Source organism: Xenococcus sp. PCC 7305 (assembly GCF_000332055.1).
Classification (GTDB): domain Bacteria; phylum Cyanobacteriota; class Cyanobacteriia; order Cyanobacteriales; family Xenococcaceae; genus Xenococcus.
The window spans coordinates 1-4,859 of the sequence record NZ_ALVZ01000029.1 but is presented as its reverse complement, the minus strand read 5'-3'; the positions used below and the strand labels follow the sequence as shown (position 1 = coordinate 4,859).

Below are 4,859 nucleotides of genomic sequence, written 5' to 3'. Positions count from 1 at the left end.
GTGTTTGGCAGTGGAGATGGAGGGACATTAAGCGTCAATGCGGAGCGAGTAGAATTAATTGGCGGTTCGCGAGTCGCTGGTTCGAGTGGTCTTTTTACTCCTGTTGTGCCAGGAGCAAGAGGTGATGGCGGAGATATTAATATCGAAGCAGATAGCTTGCTGGTTGCTGGAGGAGCTCAAGTTTTTGCCTTGTCAGTTAGTACTGCTACAGGAGGGGAAATCAATATTGAAGCCCAAGATATTGAACTAAATGGAACTTCTCCTAATGGCACTCCTAGTGGAGTATTTACTAATACTCTAGCTACTGGAAATAGTGGCAATTTAAATATTGAAACTAATAATTTAGTCCTTAGAGATGGCGGAGATATTGGCTCCAGTGTTCTTGGCACTGGAAAAACCGGGAATATTATAATTAAAGCGAATCATATCGACTTAAGTGATTCATCATCTGTCGATAATACCAGTTCAATTTTCGCTACTGTAGCAAATAAGGCTACAGGTGTTAGTGGTGATATTACAATTGAGACGGAAAGTCTAATCTTAAATAATGGGACGCAAATCAGTTCCAGCGTCGAGGGTTCAGGGAAAGGCGGAAATATTGATATTCGTGCTCATGAAATTGATTTAATTGGATATAATTCCATTGCCGATGAATCTAGTGGCTTATTTACAACTATATTCCCGGGTGCTACAGGGGATAGTGGCAACATCACAATCACTGCCGACAATTTAAGAGTGTCTAGTGGGGCACAAATTTCTGTTGCTACTGGAGGTTTTGGTTTTGCAGGAGATCTGACATTGAGAGTGTCAGAATCAATAGAGTTGACAGGCAATGCGATCGCCGAAGGCGGGGGTAGTAGTGGTTTATTTTCTAGTGCGGTTTTTGGTGATGGCAATGGTGGCAATCTAGATTTAACAACAGATCAATTGATTATTAAAGATGGTGCAACTGTCAGTGCGAGTAATTTCTTGAGTGGTAATGCAAATGTGCCACCAGGAACTGGGTTGGCTGGGGATATTACTATTAATGCTCAAACTATTGTACTCAATGGAGTAGATGTTGACACCCCTTCTAGCATCAATGCTTCAACTTTTGCTGGTGGCGGCGGCAATATTGAGCTGAACAGTCAGACAATCACTGCTACAAATGGCGCTCAAGTAAATGCCGAAACTTCAGGAAAAGGCGATGGTGGTTTAATTCAGGTCAACACAGAAAATTTTACTTTAAATAATGGTGCAGTTTTCAGTAGCCGTACTTCAGCAGCAGGGGATGCTGGAACAATCTCTGTAACTGGCAGTGTCCTAGAGATTTCTAATCAAGGGACAATTACTACTAGCAGTACTGGTAATGGTCAAGCGGGCAATATTGATCTTAAAAGTGCCGAAATTCAAACCAATCAAGGATTGATTATTGCTACTTCCGAACAATCAGGTGGAGGAGATATTAATATCACCAATACAGAATTTCTCTTAATGGACAACAATAGTCTTATTAGTACTAGCGTTTCTGATAGTACTGGAGGGGGAGGAAATATTGTGATCGCTAGCGACTATATTGTTAATCGAGACAATAGTGATATTAGGGCTAATGCATCTTTTGGCGATGGTGGTACAATTAGTATCAACACCGAAGTTATTTTGTTATCTGCTGACAGCAACATTGATGCTAGTTCGGATTTTGGCATAGATGGAATAGTCGAAATCGACAATCCAGATTCTGCGCAGCAGATCGGTGTAGTGCAATTATCAGCAGAAATTCCTGACTCCACCGGCTTAATGACATCTCTTTGTTCTGTAGAAGAGAAAAACGTCATGGCAGTGACTGGAAAAGGTGGATTAGCGGAAAACCCTAGTCAAGTTCTCCGAGGTCAGTCATTATGGGAAGATTTACGGGATTTTTCTCTAGTTAGTCACCCAGAATATCCTGCTGCAATCACGAAAGATTCGGTTTCTTCCCAACCTACAAAAATAATTGAAGCAGAGGGCTGGATTATTAATCCTAAAGGGAATGTTCAGCTAGTTGTTACAAATTATGCTCCTTTCAATCAATGTAAGAAGTAAATATGGCAATTCTTATACTCGTGAGGCACAGCAAATCTAACCTTTCGGGAAAATGGAAAAATACTTAACCCTTGATTTTTACTTGATTTTAATAGGCTCAAACTTTACAAGACCTTTGCATTAGTTAAGGGTATCTGCGGATAGAATATTAATATGTTGTAAGAAGTTATCGAAATTTTTTCAATTTATTTTTTCTCACAGATGGACATATATATCTACGTAATAATGTTAATTCCAATCCTTAACTCACTATGCCATTATAATAGCTTATCAATGTTAAATCATATAAAAAATAATAGTGAATCAAGAAATTTGTCCTGTTCAGCACAAAAAAGAGAACATTCGAGAAGTTGCACAACTTACTTTTCAAATATTCTCCAAGGTTTTCAAGAATCTACTAATTAATAATAAATAAATGACAAAAGTAATTCATAGCTGACAATTATGAATTATTAATATTAATTGACCCAATTAACACTATCTGAACTGCTAGTGTTTTCCAAGATCGCTATCAAATCGCCATTATGAGAGAGATAAGTATCATTTCCAATCTGCTCTCGTTCGTAGTCGTCTAAAGTGCCATAAATATTTAGGATATCGATATTGGGGTCAAAGTCCTGGATAACAGCATAATCTTGATTGCCTCCAATGCCATAGTAAACTTGAGTTTCATCTCCCAAGACAAACTTATCTGCTCCAGCACCACCATGAAGAAAATCTCGTTCCAAGTAACCTACTACAACTTCATCAGTCCCATTAATAGTGTCGTTGCCAACGCCACCATTAATCGTATCATGGCCACCATTACCAGTTAGATTGTCATTACCGCTATTAACCTCAGTCAGTATTTCAATCTCAGCATTATCCCCATAAATTAAATCATTTCCTGAATTACCGTAAACTAGGTCGTCACCAGCACCCCCGAAGATAGTGTCGTTGCCGCCCATGCTAGACCAATCTATTTCAATAATGCCACGATTTTTCTCTGAACTATATACATCATTCCATTGGGTTTTAGAGCCTAGAAGTAAAAAACTATCGTCGTTTATCACAGCATAATCTTGACCTCCAAAGTTATTAGGTTGGAACGGCTTCCAATCTGTATAAATTGCTTTATCGCCATTGGCCCATTTCCATACTCCTTCTTGTTCGTGATCAGTGAATCCAATCCAGAATTTTTCACTGGTACCAAAATTTTCATTTAGTCTTTCTTGTTCAGCCGCATCATTGATAGTAACTAAGTTCCCGCCATAACTTTGGGCTTCTGCTTGAGCCTCTTGCCAAGTTCCAGTCTCACTCAGAATATAAGTGCTATGACCATAGTGAAAAGCTCCATCAATCCAGGGAGGCGCAATATAGCGAGAATCATTTAGTTCATCTTCGCCAAAGATAATATCATTACCTTTGCCGCCATCAATTCCATCATTGCCAAAACCACCTTTCAAAATATCACTATTAGTTCCTAGGGCTAATTCATTAGATAAGTTGTTAAAAGAAGCATCTTCAGGCGATAAATCAGTATGAGATTCACTGTCGGAATCAATATCTTGAGGCGATTCAATGGGAATGAACTCGATATAGTCAACGCGAGCAAATTCATAATTTTCTGCTTGTCCTTGAATCTCGATCGCAGCATTAGTATCAATATGCATTCCCTGAGAAATAGTGCGAGTATGATACTGATTTTCACCTTCTTCATTCTGTTCCAGTATCCAACTATCTATTTCTGCATCGCCAATCTTAACTCTGAGTGAGGCATTACCATCCGACTCATCGATATAGCGAACTTTTACTTGGTAATAGCCATTTTCTCCAGTAAATTCGTTCTTCGCAACACCAGAAGGATTATCAGAACTAGTGCGAATGACTTCCCCATGATAAAAGTCATCATCCGGGTAATAACCTCCAGAGAGGTTCATGCTTTCCGCTTCAAGTCGGATGGCGTCTTGGGCTAGGGCTACATTAATCAACTCTTCTGCATTGGTTTCAGTAGAAGTACTATCTTCAGAAGGATCAATAGCATTACCGGAATCAAACAAAACTGTTAAAGAACTTAAATTATTACCAAAGGCTTGGTGTAAGTTCTCCGAATATTGGTCGCCAAAGATTAAATCATCGCCACTGCCACCATTGCCAAGATCTTGACCCTCTCCACCAACTAATAAATCTTTGCCCGATTCTCCTTCCAGGGCATCATCTCCAGCACCGCCTATCAAAACATCATGTCCAGTATTTCCATTGAGAAAATCTCGACCGTCTCCACCATCAAGGTAATCATTATTATGACCGCCCATGAGGACATCAGCACCGGCTTCGCCAATTAGAACATCATTATCTGACTCTCCCGAAATTACGTCATCGCCATTACCTCCCATGATCGAATCACGGCCATCAAAGCCAAAAATTGTGTCGTAACCATCTGCACCAAAGATCGTATCATCCCCTTGTGCCCCATCAATCAGGTCATCTCCTTGACCAGCGGTAATATTATCATCGCTGATGTCTCCTGCAATAATGTCATCATTACTACCACCATAAATTTCTTTGTAATAGGTAGCACCAACTAGTAAATTGTTATTTTCTCCTGGCAATTCTATATCTTCTACATTGCCATCATCTTGGCTCGCACAAAAGACTTCTTCCCACCAAACTTTATTTTCTCCAGTAACTTCCTGGTGAAATTCAACCAGTTCCTCTTCGGAAAGTTCTTGCCAGGAGGAATTGTTAGTCCCATTATGAGCTGCCCACCATTCATATAGTTCTTGCCAGGAGGAATTGTTAGTCCCATTATGAGCTGC

At 39.7% G+C, this 4,859-nt stretch carries 2 protein-coding genes; one reads left to right on the top strand and one right to left on the bottom strand.

The genetic code is table 11. From position 1 onward, the window contains the following. Positions 1 to 2,061: S-layer family protein (locus XEN7305_RS28825; protein WP_158500365.1), on the top strand; the 2,061-nt coding region annotated here is incomplete at its 5' end. Positions 2,062 to 2,519: 458 nt separating this feature from the next. Here the strand turns inward: XEN7305_RS28825 and XEN7305_RS00380 are convergent. After that, positions 2,520 to 4,859 (bottom strand): lectin-like protein (locus XEN7305_RS00380; protein ID WP_006507307.1); only part of this gene is annotated, 2,340 nt, incomplete at its 5' end.